The organism is Angustibacter aerolatus (assembly GCF_054776675.1).
Genome location: NZ_BAAHBM010000037.1, coordinates 16,551 through 33,381, shown reverse-complemented (window position 1 = coordinate 33,381; position 16,831 = coordinate 16,551). Strand labels below are relative to the sequence as shown.

General features: G+C 72.9%; 15 protein-coding genes. 11 read left to right on the top strand and 4 right to left on the bottom strand.

The annotated features are described in order from the left end of the window. The 3 genes from ACYVI6_RS10490 to ACYVI6_RS10480 form a co-directional block, all read right to left on the bottom strand. The coding region (locus tag ACYVI6_RS10490; protein WP_460446320.1) for a SpoIID/LytB domain-containing protein at positions 1-1,848 on the bottom strand (1,848 nt) is incomplete at its 3' end. 103 nt (positions 1,849-1,951) lie between these two features. Then, the gene (locus ACYVI6_RS10485; protein WP_460446319.1) at positions 1,952-3,064 is read right to left on the bottom strand and encodes a glutamate--cysteine ligase; all 1,113 of its coding nucleotides are present in this window, start codon (positions 3,062-3,064) and stop codon (positions 1,952-1,954) included. A 16-nt stretch (positions 3,065-3,080) separates the two neighbouring features. Next, positions 3,081-4,415 carry a UDP-glucose dehydrogenase family protein gene (locus ACYVI6_RS10480; RefSeq protein ID WP_460446318.1) on the bottom strand — a complete coding sequence of 445 codons (1,335 nt, stop codon included), beginning with the start codon at positions 4,413-4,415 and terminating at the stop codon, positions 3,081-3,083. Positions 4,416-4,545: 130 nt separating this feature from the next. On the opposite strand from ACYVI6_RS10480, the gene ACYVI6_RS10475 reads away from it, so the two are divergent. The 11 genes from ACYVI6_RS10475 to ACYVI6_RS10425 all read left to right on the top strand — a co-directional run bounded on the left by ACYVI6_RS10475 (position 4,546) and on the right by ACYVI6_RS10425 (position 15,940). Further along, positions 4,546-5,535, top strand: coding sequence for an LLM class F420-dependent oxidoreductase (locus ACYVI6_RS10475; protein ID WP_460446317.1), 990 nt, complete (start codon positions 4,546-4,548; stop codon positions 5,533-5,535). 46 nt (positions 5,536-5,581) lie between these two features. Continuing rightward, positions 5,582-6,736 carry an acyl-CoA dehydrogenase family protein gene (locus ACYVI6_RS10470; protein ID WP_460446316.1) on the top strand — a complete coding sequence of 385 codons (1,155 nt, stop codon included), beginning with the start codon at positions 5,582-5,584 and terminating at the stop codon, positions 6,734-6,736. Positions 6,737-7,027: 291 nt separating this feature from the next. Continuing rightward, on the top strand, positions 7,028-7,648 hold the full coding sequence (locus ACYVI6_RS10465; protein WP_460446315.1) for a VOC family protein: 621 nt from the start codon (positions 7,028-7,030) through the stop codon (positions 7,646-7,648). After that, on the top strand, positions 7,645-8,703 hold the full coding sequence (locus tag ACYVI6_RS10460) for a sugar ABC transporter substrate-binding protein (RefSeq protein ID WP_460446314.1): 1,059 nt from the start codon (positions 7,645-7,647) through the stop codon (positions 8,701-8,703). Before ACYVI6_RS10465 ends, ACYVI6_RS10460 begins: the two co-directional genes overlap by 4 nt. A 74-nt stretch (positions 8,704-8,777) precedes the next feature. Beyond that, positions 8,778-10,307, top strand: a complete 1,530-nt coding sequence (locus tag ACYVI6_RS10455; protein ID WP_460446313.1) for a sugar ABC transporter ATP-binding protein — start codon at positions 8,778-8,780, stop codon at positions 10,305-10,307. Next, on the top strand, positions 10,304-11,356 hold the full coding sequence (locus ACYVI6_RS10450) for an ABC transporter permease (RefSeq protein WP_460446312.1): 1,053 nt from the start codon (positions 10,304-10,306) through the stop codon (positions 11,354-11,356). The genes ACYVI6_RS10455 and ACYVI6_RS10450 overlap by 4 nt, the downstream gene beginning before the upstream one ends. Continuing rightward, on the top strand, positions 11,353-12,429 hold the full coding sequence (locus ACYVI6_RS10445) for a zinc-dependent alcohol dehydrogenase (RefSeq protein WP_460446311.1): 1,077 nt from the start codon (positions 11,353-11,355) through the stop codon (positions 12,427-12,429). Before ACYVI6_RS10450 ends, ACYVI6_RS10445 begins: the two co-directional genes overlap by 4 nt. Then, on the top strand, positions 12,426-13,343 hold the full coding sequence (locus ACYVI6_RS10440) for a sugar phosphate isomerase/epimerase family protein (RefSeq protein ID WP_460446310.1): 918 nt from the start codon (positions 12,426-12,428) through the stop codon (positions 13,341-13,343). The genes ACYVI6_RS10445 and ACYVI6_RS10440 overlap by 4 nt, the downstream gene beginning before the upstream one ends. Before the next feature lie 34 nt (positions 13,344-13,377). Continuing rightward, a complete protein-coding gene (locus ACYVI6_RS10435; RefSeq protein WP_460446309.1) occupies positions 13,378-14,100 on the top strand; it encodes an SDR family NAD(P)-dependent oxidoreductase in 723 nt (240 codons plus the stop codon). Continuing rightward, on the top strand, positions 14,097-15,128 hold the full coding sequence (locus ACYVI6_RS10430; protein ID WP_460446308.1) for a zinc-dependent alcohol dehydrogenase: 1,032 nt from the start codon (positions 14,097-14,099) through the stop codon (positions 15,126-15,128). The genes ACYVI6_RS10435 and ACYVI6_RS10430 overlap by 4 nt, the downstream gene beginning before the upstream one ends. Positions 15,129-15,145: 17 nt before the next feature. Then, positions 15,146-15,940, top strand: a complete 795-nt coding sequence (locus ACYVI6_RS10425) for an SDR family NAD(P)-dependent oxidoreductase (protein ID WP_460446307.1) — start codon at positions 15,146-15,148, stop codon at positions 15,938-15,940. Here the strand turns inward: ACYVI6_RS10425 and ACYVI6_RS10420 are convergent. Further along, positions 15,937-16,608, bottom strand: a complete 672-nt coding sequence (locus ACYVI6_RS10420; RefSeq protein ID WP_460446306.1) for a GntR family transcriptional regulator — start codon at positions 16,606-16,608, stop codon at positions 15,937-15,939. The two genes, ACYVI6_RS10425 and ACYVI6_RS10420, sit on opposite strands and share 4 nt — an antisense overlap. Positions 16,609-16,831 lie beyond the last annotated feature (223 nt).

The following is a 16,831-nucleotide window of genomic DNA, read 5'->3' as shown; positions in this document are numbered from 1 at the left end:
GGCGCCCAGCCGGTCGCCGGCCTCGGGCGTCTCGCCGGCCGACTGCACCCACTGCAGCGCGCGGGCGGTGCCGAGCCCGGTGCGGGAGCCGCGCAGCACCACGACGGCGCCGGCTGCGGCCCGGCCGTTCACGGTGGCGCCGGGCACGGCGACGACGAGGTCGTCGTGGCCGTCGCCGTCCAGGTCGCCGGCAGCCAGCGCCGCGCCGAAGCGGGCGCCGTCCACCGCGACGCCGGGCACGCCCGACGTCGACAGCGTGAGCTCGGGCCCGGTCGTGGTGCCGGACGTCGTGCCGCGCAGCACCTGCACCGACCCGGCGTCGGTCACGTACCCGGCGCCGGAGCCGATGTCCTCGCCCGGCACGCCGACGGCGAGGTCGCGCCGCCCGTCGCCGTCGAAGTCGCCTGCCGCCAGCGCGCTGCCGAAGCCGTCACCGGCCTCCGGGGTGCCGACGACGCCGGTGCTGGCCTGGCTGACCAGCCGTCCGCCGGCCGCGACGCCCGAGCCGGTGCGGCCGAGGGCGGTCACGATCGCGCCGTAGCTGCCGGGCCGGCCGACCGCGAGGTCACCCACGCCGTCGCCGCTGAGGTCGGCGCCGGGGTCGCGCACGTCCCACCACGGCGAGCGCAGGCCGGTGGCGTGCGCGGGCCACGACCACGCGAGGTACACGTCGCGTCCGCTCACCACGAGCGTCTGCCGCGAGCCGACCAGCCGCACGTCGCCGACCCGGCCGCCCCAGTCGCCGTGGCCGTCGCGGGTGCGCACCTGCAGGCTGCGCAGCGTGCCCAGCGCGGGCCAGCGCGCCTCGATCGCCGACGCCGGCAGCCGCGCCGTCCAGCTGTGCACGCTCGCGCCGGTGACGCCGTCCCACGGGTCGGCCTTCGCCACGAGGTACGGCGCGTCGCCCGCCGTCGTCCAGCCGCCGTTGCTGCTGGAGAACTCCGCGAACACCGGCTTGCCGCCGAAGGTGCGGATGAGCCCGGCGGTCGCCTGCACCGCCGCGTCGGTCGAGGCGACGGCCGCGCCGTCACCGGCGTACACCTGGCAGGCGGTGGTGTCGCAGACGTCCCAGCCGCGCGAGCCGGCAGCTGCTCGGTGCCACGCGCTGTACGAGCGGGCGGCGATCGCCTGGGCCTGCAGGGTCGCGGCCGGCCACGACGAGATCGACTCGGCCGGCACGACGCCCCGCAGGTACGTCTCCATCGTGGTGTGGTCGACGGTCGTCAGGTGGGTGGCGTCGACCCGGCTGACCCGCAGGTAGCTGCCGGTGTAGGTGCGGTCGAGGGGGTGCAGCACGTGCGTGGCGCCGGTGCCCACGGCGTCGACCCGCACCGGCCCGGTGACCGTGCGGCTCGTCGTCCAGGTCGAGCCGACGAGGTACTGCACCTTCAGCGAGGCGCCCGAGGTGACCACCCGCCAGCGGGCGGACGTCGCGCGGGTGCCCTTCCACGTCGCCTTCGTGCGCTCGTCGACGAAGCTCAGCGTGCCGGGGTTGGCGACGTCGATCCGGTCGGCGTCGGCCGCGGCCTGCGAGCGCAGCTGCACCCGCATCGTGGGGTTCCCCTGCTGGGTCTGCGCGGTGCCCGGGTAGTAGAAGTCGAGGATCTGCGTGGCGCTCCTGCCGAGCGTGGCCGCGCCGTACGCGCCGTACTGCGACAGGCCGCGCCCGTGCCCCCAGCCGCGGCCGGCGACGTCGAGCACGCGGCTGGCGGCGACGGTGTGCACCGGGCCGGGCGGGACGGCGGCGGGCGCGTCGTCCGTGACGGTCGCGGCGAGCGCGACGGTGGTGACGAGCGCAGCAGCGGCTCGGCGCGCGCCGCGCGCGCGACGGGCCTGGACGGCAGGCATGACGGACCCTTCCCTCGAACGTTCCCCCGAGGGCCTTCGGCCTGTCCTCAGGTGTACCTGAGCCCGCGGGCCGGTGTCACCGGTTCGCGCTGATCGGTCCGGGTCAGGGCAGGTCGCGCAGCTCGGCCACCAGCGAGTCGACGACGGCGCGCAGGTCGCCGCCGGCCGCCTCGCGCACCGCGCGCTGCCGCTGGTAGCTCGCGCCGCGGCGCCAGAGCGGTTCGAGCGAGGCCAGCTCGTCGGCGCACCCGAGCTCGCGGGCGAGCGGCTCGAGGCGGGTGAGCAGGTCGGCCAGGTCGTCGGTGACCAGCCGCTCGGCGCCCTTCGCGTCGAGGATGATCTCGGCGTCGAGCCCGTAGCGGGCGGCGCGCCACTTGTTCTCCTGCACGTGCCAGGGCGGCAGCGTCGGCAGCGTCTCGCCGGCGTCGAGGCGGCGGCCGAGGTCGACCACGAGGCACTGCACGAGCGCGGTCAGCCCGGCCACCTCGGCCAGGCTCGGCACGCCGTCGCAGACGCGGGTCTCGATGGTGCCCAGGTGCGCGGCGGGGCGGATGTCCCACCGGATCTCGCCGAGCTCCTCGATCACCCCGGTGGTGAACATGTCGGCGACGTACGCCTCGTAGCCCGCCCAGTCGTCGAACTGGAACGGCAGCCCGGCGGTCGGCAGCTGCTGGAACATCATCGCCCGGTTGCTGGCGTACCCGGTGTCGGCGCCGTCCCAGAACGGGCTGGACGCCGAGAGCGCCTGAAGATGCGGGAACCAGGCCAGCAGCGCCGACAGCGTCGGCATCACCTTGCGGACGTCGTCCACACCGACGTGCACGTGCACGCCGTAGACCAGCATCTGCCGGCCCCACCACTGCGTGCGGTCGATGAGCCGCGCGTACCGCTCGCCCTCGGTGACCTGCTGCTCGCTCCATCGGGCGAAAGGGTGCGTGCCGGCGCAGAACGCCGCCAGCCCCATCCGGTCGGTGACGGCGTGCAGCTGCCCCACCGTGTCGGCGAGGTCGGCCACCGCCTCGGGGACGTCGGCGCAGACGCCGGTCACGACCTCGACCGTGTTGAGCAGCAGCTCCTTGTGGGCCTTGGCCGGTGGCAGCTCGCGCTGCACCTGCGGACCCAGCTGCGCGAGGTCGCGCGTCTCGCGGTCGACCAGCGCGAGCTCCCACTCCACGCCCAGGGTCGGGCGGGGCGATGGGGTGAAGTCGATACGCACGTGCGCCCCCGGTGCGTCAGGCCCGGGGACGACCCAGGGCGCGGTAGGTCCAGCCTGCCGCCCGCCAGCGTGCCGGGTCGAGGGCGTTGCGGCCATCCACGATCGACTTCGACCGCACGACGTCGCCGACGGTGGCCGGGTCGAGCTCGCGGAACTCGCGCCACTCGGTGAGGTGCAGCACGACGTCCGCGCCGCGCAGGGCCTCGACGGCGCTCTCGGCGTAGGCCAGGTCGGGCCACACCTTGCGCGCGTTGTCCATCGCCTGGGGGTCGTAGACGGAGACGTGGGCGCCGTTCAGCCGCACCAGGGCCGCGACGCTGAGCGCGGGCGAGTCGCGGATGTCGTCGCTGTCGGGCTTGAAGGCCGCGCCGAGCACGGCGACCCGCTTGCCGATGAACGTGCCCTGGCACTGCTCGCGGGCGATGTCGACCATGCGGGTGCGGCGGCGCATGTTGATCGCGTCGACCTCGCGCAGGAAGGTCAGCGCCTGGTCGGCGCCGAGCTCGCCGGCCCGCGCCATGAACGCGCGGATGTCCTTGGGCAGGCAGCCGCCGCCGAAGCCGAGGCCGGCGCCGAGGAACTTGCGGCCGATCCGCTCGTCGTGGCCGATCGCGTCGGCCAGCGCCACGACGTCCGCGCCGGCGGCCTCGCAGACCTCGGCCATCGCGTTGATGAACGAGATCTTCGTGGCGAGGAACGAGTTCGCCGACGTCTTCACCAGCTCGGCGGTGGGGTAGTCGGTGACCAGCCGCGGCGTGCCGTCGGAGATCGTCGTCGCGTACACCTCGTCGAGCAGCGCGGTGGCCCGCTCGCCGACCTCGCCGCCCTCCACGCCGTAGACCAGGCGGTCGGGGTGCAGCGTGTCCTTCACCGCGAAGCCCTCGCGCAGGAACTCCGGGTTCCAGGCCAGCGTGACGGCGTCGCCGGCCGGGGCGGTCGCGCGCAGCATGTCCTGCAGGCGGGCCGCGGTGCCCACCGGCACGGTCGACTTGCCGACGACGAGCGTCGCCGACGACAGGTGCTTGGCCAGCTCGCCGAACGCGCTGTCGACGTAGGTCAGGTCGGCGGCGTTCTCGCCCTTGCGCTGCGGGGTGCCCACGCAGACGAAGTGCACGTCGCGGTCGGCCAGCTCGGAGTAGTCGGTGCTGAACCGCAGGCGGCCGGTGGCCAGGGCCCGCTCGAGCAGCTCGGGCAGGCCGGGCTCGAAGAACGGCGCCTTCCCCTCGGCGAGCAGCGCGATCTTGGCGGCGTCGACGTCGACCGCGACGACGTCGTGGCCCAGGTCGGCCATGCAGGCGGCGTGCACGGCACCGAGGTAGCCGGTACCGACGACGGAGAGCTTCAGCGACATGGCCAGGAGCGTATCGGCGCGACCGGGCCCGGATGTGACGGTCGTGTGCACGACGGCCCCCAGGCGGCTCTCCGGCACGTGGCGTCCGCCACACCGCGACCGGCGGGCGCCTCGGCGGTACGTTCCGGGCATGCGACTCGGTCTCTTCGTCCCCCAGGGCTGGCGGCTCGACCTCGTCGGCGTCGAGCCGGCCCGGCAGTGGCCCGTGATGCGCGACCTCGTGCAGCACGCCGACGCCGGCGACGTGTGGGAGTCGGTGTGGGTCTACGACCACTTCCACACGGTGCCCGAGCCCACAGAGGAGGCGACGCACGAGGCGTGGACGCTGATGGCAGCGTTCGCGGCGGCGTCCTCGCGGGTGCGCCTCGGCCAGATGTGCACCTGCATGTCGTACCGGAACCCCGCGTACCTGGCGAAGGTCGCCGCGACGGTGGACGTCGTGAGCGGTGGCCGCGTCGAGATGGGCATCGGCGCGGGCTGGTACGAGCACGAGTGGCGCGCGTACGGCTACGGCTTCCCGCGGGCGGGGGAGCGGCTGGCGATGCTCGACGAGGGCGTGCAGATCATGCGGCAGGCCTGGGAGACCGGCACCGCGACGCTGGACGGCGAGCACTACCAGGTGGACGGCGCGATCTGCCGGCCGCTGCCCCTGCAGGAGGGCGGCATCCCGCTCTGGATCGCCGGCGGCGGTGAGAAGAAGACGCTGCGCATCGCGGCGCAGCACGCCCGGTACACGAACTTCGACGGCACGCCCGAGACGTTCCGCCACAAGTCCGAGGTGCTCGCCGGCCACTGCCGCGACCTCGGCACCGACTACGACGCCATCGTGCGCTCGGCCAACTACAACGTGCTGCTCGGCCGCGACGACGCCGAGGTGCGCGACCAGCTCGCCGCCGTCCGCAGCCGGTACGCCTCGGTGCTCGGCGAGGCGAAGGCCGACGAGGTGGTCGCCGACCTCCAGGGCGGCCCGCTCGTTGGCACCCCCGAGCAGGTCGTGGAGCGGCTCACCGCGGCGCACGCCGACGGCATGACCTATGCCATCTGCTACTTCCCGCAGGTGGCCACCGACCGCTCCGCGATGGAGCTGTTCGAGCACGAGGTGGCCCCGCACCTGCCGTGACGCGCTTCACGGGACGGGCCTTGTTACCCGGCGGTAGTCTCAGCCCGTGAGCGACTTCGACGTGTACCGGCTGAGCGAGGACCACGAGGCGCTGCGCGAGGCCGTGCGCGCCGTCGTCGACGCGAAGGTGACGCCGCACGCCGCGGAGGTCGACGACAAGTCCGCCTTCCCGCAGGAGGCGTACGACGCGCTGCGGGCCGCCGACTTCCACGCCCCGCACGTACCGGAGGAGTACGACGGCGTCGGCGCCGACGCGCTCGCCACCTGCATCGTCATCGAGGAGATCGCCCGCGGCTGCGCGTCGTCGTCCCTCATCCCCGCGGTGAACAAGCTCGGCACGATGCCGCTGATCCTCGGCGCGTCCGACGAGGTGAAGGCGCGCTACCTGCCGTCCGTCGCCAGCGGCGAGTCGATGTTCAGCTACGGGCTGTCGGAGCGCGAGGCCGGCAGCGACACGGCGTCCATGCGATGCAAGGCCACGCCGGACGGCGACACCTTCGTGCTGAACGGCCAGAAGTCGTGGATCACCAACGCCGGCATCAGCGACTGCTACACGGTGATGGCGGTCACCGACCCCGACGCCCCGCGCGGCCGCGGCATCACCGCCTTCGTCGTCGAGAAGTCCGACGAGGGCTTCTCGTTCGGCGAGCCCGAGCGCAAGCTCGGCATCAAGGGCAGCCCCACCCGCGAGCTGCACTTCGACGACTGCCGCATCCCCGCCGACCGCATGGTGGGCGTGCGCGGCGAGGGCCTGAAGCTCGCCCTCAAGACGCTCGACCACACCCGCGTCACCATCGGCGCCCAGGCCGTCGGCATCGCCCAGGGCGCGCTCGAGCACGCCACGGCGTACGTCAAGGAGCGCAGGCAGTTCGGCAAGGCCATCGCCGAGTTCCAGGGCATCCAGTTCATGCTCGCTGACATGGCGATGCAGCTGGAGGCCGCGCGCCAGATGGTCTACGTCGCCGCCGCCAAGAGCGAGCGCGACGACCCCGACCTGCCGTTCTTCGGCGCCGCCGCCAAGTGCTTCGCCTCCGACGTCGCCATGCAGGTGACCACCGACGCCGTCCAGCTGCTCGGCGGCGCCGGCTACGTGAAGGACTTCCCGCTCGAGCGGATGATGCGCGACGCCAAGATCACCCAGATCTACGAGGGCACCAACCAGGTGCAGCGCCTGGTGATGGCCCGCCAGCTGCTGAGGTAGCCGCACCCCGCACCCCGCACCCCGCACCCCGCCGCCCGGTGGGACGCCCTCGCACCCGCGAACGGCGCCCCACCGGGCGTCGTCGTCTGCGCGCGCGGTCGTCGGCAGGGAGCAACACGCTGCCATCGAATGGATCCATAGAGACGTCCGACGTCGAAACGCTCACGCACAGGTTCGGCGTGACCGTTGACTTCCATGTGCAGGAGCACCATGCTTCGAGACGCCGGTCACACCGGCATGGATCCAATCGGCGCCGAGGCTGGCGCATCACGATGACGTGAGGAGGATGCCGTGGGCGACACCCAGCGCGCCGGCTCCTCCGCTCCCGCCGCGCGTGCGGCGCTGCCCGGCCTGGTCGGTCTCGACCACGTCGGGTTGACCGTGCCCGACATCGAGCAGGCCACCCGGTTCCTGGTCGACGTCCTGGGGTGCGAGCTGCTCTACGAGCTGGCCCCGATCACCGGGCGCGGCGAGTGGATGCGCGAGCACCTGGGGGTCGACCCGGCGGCCGAGGTGACCCACCTGCGGTTCTTCCGGTGCGGCTCGAGCCCGACGCTCGAGGTGTTCCAGTACGCCGCGCCCCACCAGCGCCTCGACCCGCCGCGCAACAGCGACGTCGGCGGGCACCACGTGGCGCTGTACGTCGAGGACCTCGACGCGGCGGTCGCGCACCTGCGCGACGCCGGGGTCGAGGTGCTCGGCGAACCGACCACCAGCAGCGGGCCGCACCTCGGCCAGCGCTGGGTGTACTTCCTCGCCCCCTGGGGCGCGCAGCTCGAGCTCGTGTCGTACCCGGCGGGGCGGGCCTGGTACCGCGAGCACCACGTCGAGGAGCCGTCCCTGGTGGCGTCCTCGAACCACGCAGCACCCGACAACTCCTCCTCCTCGACGAAGCGAAGGACGGCACCATGAACACCAAGCGCGCAGCGCGGGGCGTCGTCGCCCTGGCCGCGGTCGGCTGTCTGACCCTCACGGCCTGCGGCAGCACCCGCGACCAGGCAGCCGGCTCCGGCAGCGGCGCCAGCAGCGGCGGCTCCGGCGGCGGCCAGGTCGGCTACTCCGAGTCGTTCCTCACCGACCCGTTCCAGGTGCAGCTGGTGAAGCAGCTGGGCTCGCAGGCCAAGGCGCAGAGCGTCGACCTGCTGCCGGCGGTCAACGCCGACGCCGACGCGGCCAAGCAGAGCACCGACGTCCAGACGCTCATCGGTCGCGGCGTGAAGGGCCTCATCGTCGTACCGGTCGACAGCAAGGCGATCGTGCCGGCGATCAAGCAGGCCAACGCCAAGAACATCCCCGTGGTCACCGTCGACCTCGGCGCCGACTCGGGCAAGATCGCGATGATCGTGCGCGCCGACAACGTCTACATGGGCACCGCCGGCTGCGAGTACATGGGCAAGCAGCTGGCCGGCAAGGGCACGGTGCTGAACCTGCAGGGCGACCTGGCGACGCAGAACGGCCAGGACCGCTCGAAGGGCTTCACCGAGTGCATGTCGTCGAAGTTCCCGGGCATCACGGTGGTCTCGAAGCCGATGAAGTGGGCGCCCGAGGAGTGCGCCACCCAGGCGCAGACGGTGCTCAGCACCCAGAAGATCGACGGCATCTTCGAGGGCAGCGAGTCGGTCTGCCTGGCGTCGGTGCAGAAGGTGCTGACGACGCAGAAGAAGGACGCCAAGGTGGGCGAGTCCGGCCACATCACGGTGGTGGGCATCGACGGCTCGCCCGCGGGCCTCGACGCCATCCGCGCCGGTCAGATGGACGCGATCATCTCGCAGCCCCTCGACCTGTACGCCAAGTACGGCATCCAGTACGTGAAGGACGCGATGGCCGGCAAGACCTTCACCGCCGGCAAGACCGACCACGACAGCACCATCGTGCAGAACGGCGAGTCGCTCGAGGACCAGCTGCCCTCGCCGACCATCACCAAGGAGAACGTGGACGACGACGCCCTGTGGGGCAACGGGTCCTGACCCGCAGGCCCACGGACGTCGCGGTGGGCCCGGGCGGCCCCGGGCCCACCGCACCAGCACAGAGGGAGCAGCAGATGACCGAGGCGATCGTCGTCGACGACGTGTCGAAGTCGTTCGGGCCCACCAGGGCGCTCGCCGACGTCAGCCTGTCGATCGCGCAGGGCGAGTCGCGGGCGCTGATCGGCAAGAACGGCGCGGGCAAGTCGACGCTGATGTCGATCCTCACCGGGCTCGTGGCACCCGACAGCGGATCGGTGCGGGTGCTGGGGGGCGACGGGCGCAGCGACTTCTCCGCGGTCGGCTGCGTCTACCAGCGCAGCACGCTGGTGCCGGCGGCCAGCGCCGCGGAGAACATCGCGCTGAACCAGTTCCCGACGTCGCGCCGGCTCATCCGCTGGGGCGAGGTGCGGCGCACGGCCGTGGCCTCGCTCGAGGAGTGGGGGTGCGGCGAGGTCGCCGACACCCCGGTCGAGCAGCTCGACCCGCTGGAGCGCAAGATCGTCGAGATCTGCCGGGTGCTGTCGTCGGGCCCGAAGGTGCTGCTGCTCGACGAGCCGACGGCGGGTCTCGACCGTCCCGCCGTCCAGAAGCTGTTCGCCAGCATCGCCCGGGCCCGCGAGCGCGGCGTCACGGTGATCTTCGTGTCGCACCACCTGCACGAGGTGTTCGAGGTGTGCGACAGCGTCTCGGTGCTGCGCGACGGTCGCCTCGTGACGACCGAGCGGCTGGCCGGGCTCACGGTGCCGCACCTCGTCGAGGCGATGGTGGGCGAGAGCGCCGCGCAGGCCGCCGCCGAGGCCAAGGGGCACCGTGCGGCGGGGGCGGTCGACCACGAGGGCCAGCCGGTGCTCGACGCGCGGGGCGTGACCAGCCTGCCCAAGGTGCACGGCGTCGACCTGCAGCTGCGGGCCGGTGAGTGCGTCGGGCTCACGGGCATCGACGGCGCCGGGCACATGCAGCTCGCCGAGGTGCTGACCGGGCAGCGGACGCCGGACGCCGGCACGCTGACCCTCGACGGCCGACCGGTGCACCTGGGCAGCATCCGGCAGGCGATGGACGCCGGCATCGGGTTCACCCCGGAGGACCGGCACCTCAGCGGGTACGTGCCGGCGCTGAGCGTCGCCGAGAACGCCACCCTCGGCATCGTGAAGACCTTCACCAACCGGCTGCACCTGATCAGCGGCCGCAAGCGCGACGCGGCATACCAGCGGCTCGCCGACGAGTGGAGCATCAAGGCCCACGGCACCGGTCAGCCCACCGAGGAGCTCAGCGGCGGCAACCAGCAGAAGGTGGTGCTGGCCCGGTCGGTCGCCGCCGACCCGCGCGTGCTGGTGCTGATCAACCCGACCGCCGGCGTCGACGTGCAGGCCAAGAACTCGATCTACAGCACCATCGACGCGCTGAAGCGGCGCGGGCAGTCGGTGCTCGTCGTCACCTCCGACGACGGCGACCTCGAGATCTGCGACCGGGTCGTCGTGATGTTCGACGGCGCGGTCAGCTCGCAGCTGCTGCCGCCCTTCTCGGAGAAGGTGCTCGCCGCCGCCGTCCAGGGCGCCGACGGCGCCACCGAACCGTCCGTGCCCGTCAGAGGAGTGCAGTCGTGAGCGAGACCTCGGTGCAGCAGCCGTCGACGAACGGGGCGGTTGAACCCGTTGCGGCACAGGCGCCCGCGCGCCCGCGCAGCCGGCGCAACATCGACCCGGTGGCGGTCGCCCTGGTGCCGGTGATCATCATCGCCGGCGTCATCGGCGCGGTGGTGAACCCCGCGTTCCTCACCAAGACCAACATCGTCGACAACATCATCACCACGTCGGCGGTGCTCGGGGTGGTGGTGATCGCCGAGTCGGTGATCCTCATCGGCGGCTACTTCGACCTGTCGCTGCAGTCGACCGTCGGGTTCGCCCCGATGCTCATGGCGGTGCTCGTGTCGCCGGCCGCGGACGGCGGGCGCGCCTGGCCGCTGGCCGCCGGCTTCGTGGTGATGATCCTCGCGGTGCTGGTGATCGGGCTCGCCAACGGCCTGATGATCGCCCGGATGAAGCTGCCGGCGTTCATCGTGACGCTGGCCATGCTGACGCTGCTCGCCGGCCTGACGATCGGCCTCTCGGGCGGGCAGACCTTCTCCGACCTGCCGCGCGCCATGACCTACCTCGGCGACGGGCTGTTCCTCACGCTGCCGATCCAGGCCTGGATCCTCGTGCTGGGCTTCGCCGGGGTCTACGTCTTCATGCGGTACACGCCCACCGGCCGCAGCATCTACGCGATGGGCGGCAACGCCGACGCGGCCAAGGCGGCCGGCGTGCGCACCACCCGCCTCACCATCGGCATCATCGTGTTCGGCAGCCTGCTGGCGATGGTGGCCGGGCTCATGCTCACCGGCCGCATCAACTCGGTGACCGCCAACCAGGGCGACGGGCTCATCTTCACGGTCTTCGCCGCGGCGGTCATCGGCGGCATCAACCTCAACGGCGGGCGCGGCAACCTGGTCGGCGCGTTCCTCGGGGTGATGCTGCTCGGCATCATCCAGAACATCCTGACGCTCTCGAACGTCCCCTCGTTCTGGATCCAGGCGGCGTACGGCGCGATCATCCTGGCGGCCCTGCTCATCGGCTGGCTGTCCGGCAACCTCGGCCCGAAGCGGAAGGCGGCGTGACCAGCGTGCTCGAGACCGCTGCGGCACAGGGGGTCTGGCCGACCGGCACGATGCCGGCCCTGCAGATGGCCGAGGCGGGCCGGCTCGAGGTCGCGGACGTCGAGGTGCTGCCGCCCGCGCCCGGCCAGCTGCTCGCGAAGGTGTCGCACGTGGGCATCTGCGGCACCGACGTGCACCTGCTGTCGGGACACAGCGCCTACGTCGTGGGCGGGCTCACGACGTACCCGATCCGCTTCGGTCACGAGTGGACCGGCGAGGTGGTGGCCGTCGGCGACGACGTCGACACCTCGCTGGTGGGGCGCACGGTCGTCGGCGAGCCCTTCCTGAGCTGCGGGCAGTGCCGGGTCTGCCGCTCGGGCCGGTACAACCTGTGCCCCACCAGGTTCGAGATCGGCGTGCGCGGTGCGGTGCCGGGCGCGGCCGCCCGCTACTACCGGGTACCGGCCACGAACGTCGCGGTGGTGCCGGACGGCGTCGCCCCCGAGCACGCGCTGGTGGCCGAGCCGTCGGTGACCGTGCTCAACAGCTACGAGACCGCACGGGTGCAGCCGGGGGAGCGGGTCGCCGTGCTCGGCACCGGCACGATCGGGCTCATCGCTGTGCAGGTCGGCATCGCGACGGGCTGCGTGGTCGACGTGCTCGGCATCGACGAGGCCGGGCTCGGCGCCGCGCGCGGCTTCGGCGCGCACGCCGCGCTCGCGCCGGACGACGCCCCCGCCGACACCTACGACGTGGTGCTCGACTGCACCGGCGCAGCCAGCCTCGGCCCGACGCTGACGCGCATCGCGGCGATCGGCGGCCGGATCATGGAGGTCGGCATCCCGGGCCGGCCGGTCGACGGCGTCGACCTCGCGGCGTTCGTGACGAAGGGCCTCACCCTGCAGGGCGTGCTCGGCGGCGTGCACCTGCTGCCGCGGGCGCTGCAGCTCATCGCGTCGGGGGCCATCCGCCCCGACCTGCTGCTCGACGAGGTGGTGCCGGTGTCGCGCGCCGACGAGGCGTTCGCGCGGTGCAACGCGCCGGGCCGCGCCCACCCGAAGATCGTGCTCGACATGGGCACGCTGCCGTCGTGAGCGACCTCTCCCACCGCACCGAGGAGCGACGCATGAGCACGCCGGACCTGCTGGCGACCTGCTGGACCACCGCCGGCGACGCGGTGCCGCTGCCCGGCCGCGACGACAGCCCCGTGCCGCTGCCCGAGCGGATCGCGGCAGCCGGACGCGCCGGGTTCACCGGCTTCGGGGTGGTGCACAACGACCTGGCGATCTACCTGCGGGACGGCGACCTGCCGACGCTGGCGGCGACCCTGCGGGACAACGGCATGCGGCACGTCGAGCTGGAGTTCCTCACCGACTGGTGGCAGCCCGTCGGCACCCCGGAGCGGGCCGCGTCGGACGCGGTGCTCGACCTGCTGCTGCGCGCCACCGACGTGCTGCACCCGCACCACGTCAAGGTCGGCCCCGACATCCACGGCGGGCCGTACGACCTCGAGACGTACGCCCGCGAGTGGACCCGGATCAGCCAGGCGTTCGGCGACGCCGGCACGGTGATCGCGCTGGAGTTCATGGCGTTCTCCAACATCCCGACCGTGGCGCGCGCCGTCGAGCTCGTGCGCGCCTCGGGCCACCCGGCCGGCGGTCTGATGATGGACATGTGGCACATCTGGCGCGGTGGCGCCGAGCAGGTCGAGCAGATCGCCGACGTGCCGCTCGAGCTGATCACCGGCGTCGAGCTCGACGACGGCACCGCCGAGCCCACGCTGGACGGCGCCTACCAGGAGACGGTGCTCAGGCGCGACATCCCCGGGCAGGGCGAGATGCCGGTCGCGCGGATGATCGAGCTGCTGCTGTTGAAGGGCTGGACCGGGCCCTGGGGCATCGAGATCCTCTCCGAGACGTACCGGGTGCGGCCGCTCGACGAGGCCCTGGGCGAGGTCGTGCGCGACACCCTGGCGCAGTTCGAGCTCGCGGGGGCGGGCGCCCGATGACCGTGGTGGAACCGTTGCAGCAGAAGGGTCAGCGATGAGGCTGGAAGGCAAGGTCGCCGTCGTGAGCGGCGGCGCGAAGGGCATCGGGCTCGCGATCGCCGAGCGGTTCGCCGCCGAGGGGGCCACCGTCTACAGCGGCGACCTCGACTTCACCGAGGCGGGCACCGGCGGCAGCGGCATCCGGCAGCGCCCGCTCGACACGGCGCGGCTCGACCAGTGGCAGCAGCTCGGCGCCGAGGTCGCGGACGCCGGTGGTGCCGACGTGCTGGTGAACAACGCCGGGATGGTGCTGGCCTACGAGTCGATCACCGAGATCGACCTCGACGCCTACCAGCGGGTCATCGCGGTGAACCAGCACGGCGTGTTCTACGGCATGCGCACCTTCATCCCGCACATGCAGGCCAAGCGCGCTGGGTCGGTCGTCAACATCAGCTCGATCTGGGGAGTCGTCGGTGCGCCGGGCGTGGCGGCGTACCAGGCGTCGAAGGGCGCGGTCACCGTGATGACGAAGAACGCCGCGATGTCGTACGCGGCCGACGGCGTGCGGGTGAACTCCGTGCACCCCGGCATCATCCACACGCCGATGATCGACGCGCAGGACGGCGGGATCACCCAGGGCCTGGTCGACGTCACCCCGCTCGGCCGCATCGGCCGCCCCGAGGAGGTCGCGAACGGCGTGCTGTTCCTCGCCTCCGACGAGGCGTCGTACGTCACCGGGACGCAGCTGTTCGTCGACGGCGGGTACACGACACCATGACGGCCACCGTCCAGGCCGTCGTCGTCGACCGTCCAGGCGGCGGCCCCGTCTCGCTGGTGTGCGAGCCGCGGCCCGCGCCGTCCGCCGGGCCGGGGCAGCTCGTCGTCGAACCGCGCTTCGTCGGGGTCTGCGGCTCCGACCTCGAGCTGGTCGCCGGGCACTCCGACGACGACTTCCCGATCGAGTACCCGCACGTGCTCGGCCACGAGTGGTCCGGGGTCGTCGCCGAGGTCGGCGCGGGGGTGGCCGGCTTCGAGGTCGGCCAGCTGGTCGTCGGCCACGGCTCGCTCGGCGACAACCGGTGGTTCGGCGTGACGACGGACGGCGCCATGGCCGACCGCTTCCCGGTGCCGGCCGACATGTGCTTCGCGGTACCGGACGGCGTCTCGCCGCAGCGAGCGGCGATGGTCGAGCCGCTGGCGTGCGTGCTGCAGGGCCTGCAGAGCGCCGGGGGAGCCGACGCGTCGCACACCGCGGTCGTGTTCGGTTGCGGCACACTGGGTCTGGCGATGGTCGCGTTGCTGCGCAGCACCGGCGCCACGGTCGTCGCCGTCGACCCGAGCGAGCAGCGCCGGGCGATCGCCGAGCAGCTCGGGGCGTCGCTGACGCTGCCGGCCGCCGACGGGACGACCCTGCTCGCGCAGGTGCGCGACGCGCTCGGCGTCGACGGCGCAGACCTGGTCGTCGAGGCCTCCGGAGCCGCTGCGGCACAGGCGGCGTCGCTCGAGGTCACGGCCTGGGGTGCGCGGGTGCTGCTGATGGGCCTGGCCTCGGGCAACGCCGCGAACGCCGCGCTGCGCCTGGTGCAGGCCAGGTTGCTGCGGGTCACGACGTCGGTCGGCGGCCCGCCGTCCGTCTGGCGCCCGGCCCTGCGGCTCATGCACCGCACCGGCATGGACCTGACGCCTGCCGTGTCGGACGTGTTCGGCTTCGACGAGTGCGTCGAGGCGCTGGAGGCCGCGGGGCACCCCGCCACCACCGGCAAGGTCATGCTCACGCCGACCGGCCGCGCGCCGGTCGCCACCTGAGAAGAGGAGAACAGCTCATGGACCTGGGTCTGCAGGGCAAGCGAGCGCTGGTCACGGGCGCCGGCACGGGCATCGGGCGCGCGATCGCGCTGGCGCTGGCGGAGGAGGGCGTGCGCGTCGCGGCGCTCGACGTCGACGCCGACGCGCTGGCGCAGCTGGCGGACGACGCGGCGGACGGCGCCGTCACGACGGTGCAGGCGGACCTGCGCAGCGCCGAGGGCTGCACGGCCGCGGTCGACGAGGGGCTGACGCAGCTCGGCGGCCTCGACGTGCTGGTCAACAACGTCGGGTCGGGCAACGTGCGCACCTTCGACGACCTCACCGACGAGGACTGGCACGCCACGCTCGAGCTGAACTTCATGTCGTACGTGCGGGTCACCCGGCAGGTGCTGCCGGTGCTGCGCGAGACCGAGGGCGCCTCGATCGTGAACAACGCCAGCGACCTGGCCAAGCAGCCGGAGGCGCTGCCGGTCGACTACGCGGCCAGCAAGGCGGCGGTGCTCGCGCTCACCAAGGGCCTGGCCCGCGCCGAGGGCCCGCGCATCCGGGTCAACGCCGTGGCGCCGGGGCCGATCTGGACGCCGTTCTGGACCAAGCCGGGCGGCTTCGCCGACAACCTCGCGGTCGTGCACGGGCTGCCGCCGCAGGAGGCCGTCGAGCACGAGATGTCGCTGCGTCAGCTGCCCCTGGCCCGGCTCGGCCTGCCGGAGGAGGTCGCGAAGGCGGTGGTCTTCCTGGCCAGCCCGGCGGCGTCCTTCACCACCGGCTCGGTCTGGGGCGTGGACGGCGGGTCGATCCGCTCGCTGTTCTAGGCCGCCGGGCCGGGCTCGAGCGAGTGGCCCAGCTCGATGCGGGTGCGCCGGATGTGCCCGCTCAGGTAGCGCTCGGCGTCGACGGCGTCGGCCCGGCGGATGGCGTCGAGGATCAGGTCGTGCTCGGCGTTGACCACCCAGCGGCGCTGCGGTCCGGCGAGGTTCATGAAGGTCCGCCGGTAGTGCTGGGTGGCGTTCCAGAGCCTGGTCACGCTGTGCAGCAGCTGGTCGTAGCGGCAACCGGAGTAGGTGAGCAGGTGGAACTCGCGGTCGAGCAGCAGGAACTCGGAGATCTCGGTGCTCGCCTCGATGCGCGACTGCAGCTCGGCCAGCTGGTCGGTCTGGTCGCTGGTCAGGTGCGGCATCGACTCGGTGAGCGCGAGCGGCTCGAGGCGCTCGCGCATCCGGTAGACGACGTCGAGCTGCTGGGGGTCGAGGGTCGGCACGCGGGCGCCCTTGTTCACGACCAGCTCGGTGAGCCCCTCGAGCTCGAGCATGCGCAGGGCCTCGCGCACGGGGAGCCGGCTGGCGCCGAGCCGCTCGGCGATCACCTCCTGCCGGATGCGCTCGCCCGGCTTGATCGTGCCGTCGAGGATGGCGGTGCGCAGGTACGCCGCCACCCGCTGGCTGGCCGCCAGGCCGCTGTCGCCGTCGATCGCCTCGGACACGGTCGCTCCGTCTCGCCGGGGTGCCCCCTGCGGGCGCCGCGGGCACAGCGTAGACGCCTGGCGGCTGATCCGGTCACGCCGTGTGCGACTGGTTCGATGGATCCAACTGGACGCCTCTTGTTACGGCGAGGCGTTGTGCTGTCGGCACTCCAGCAATCCGCCTGCTACGCCACCCTGGTCAATGGATCCATTTCGTGCCACGCTGACCGCGCACCGACGACGC